A 286-nucleotide genomic window follows, 5' to 3' on the forward strand; every position below is an offset into this window, starting at 1 on the left:
ACAAAAAGTGTCGCCAGTTCCACTGGCAGCTGAACGACTGGTGACAAGATCACCACAATGTTGCGAGTCGTTTTGCCGGCGACCACCGCGTGGTGGATCGCTTGCACGATCTCGGCCGACTGCAGGAAGCGATGAAAGTTCTGCAGGACCAGAATGTTGGTCCCTTCGCCTTCGCGGTTTCGAAACGCGTGGATCGCTGCCAGTGGATCCTCGGCATCGGCAATCGGCGGACTGAGTCCGCGATCAATGTCCCAGGTGGACAGGCTCCACTGCTCGACACCGCACA

At 58.7% G+C, this 286-nt stretch carries 1 pseudogene; it reads right to left on the bottom strand.

The features are described from left to right. Window positions 1-286, bottom strand: a pseudogene (locus tag B2R17_RS04015) (AAA family ATPase); the annotation flags it as partial.

This window comes from Rhodopirellula sp. UBA1907 (assembly GCF_002337565.1).
In the GTDB taxonomy this organism is placed as follows: Bacteria; Planctomycetota; Planctomycetia; order Pirellulales; family Pirellulaceae; genus Rhodopirellula; species Rhodopirellula europaea.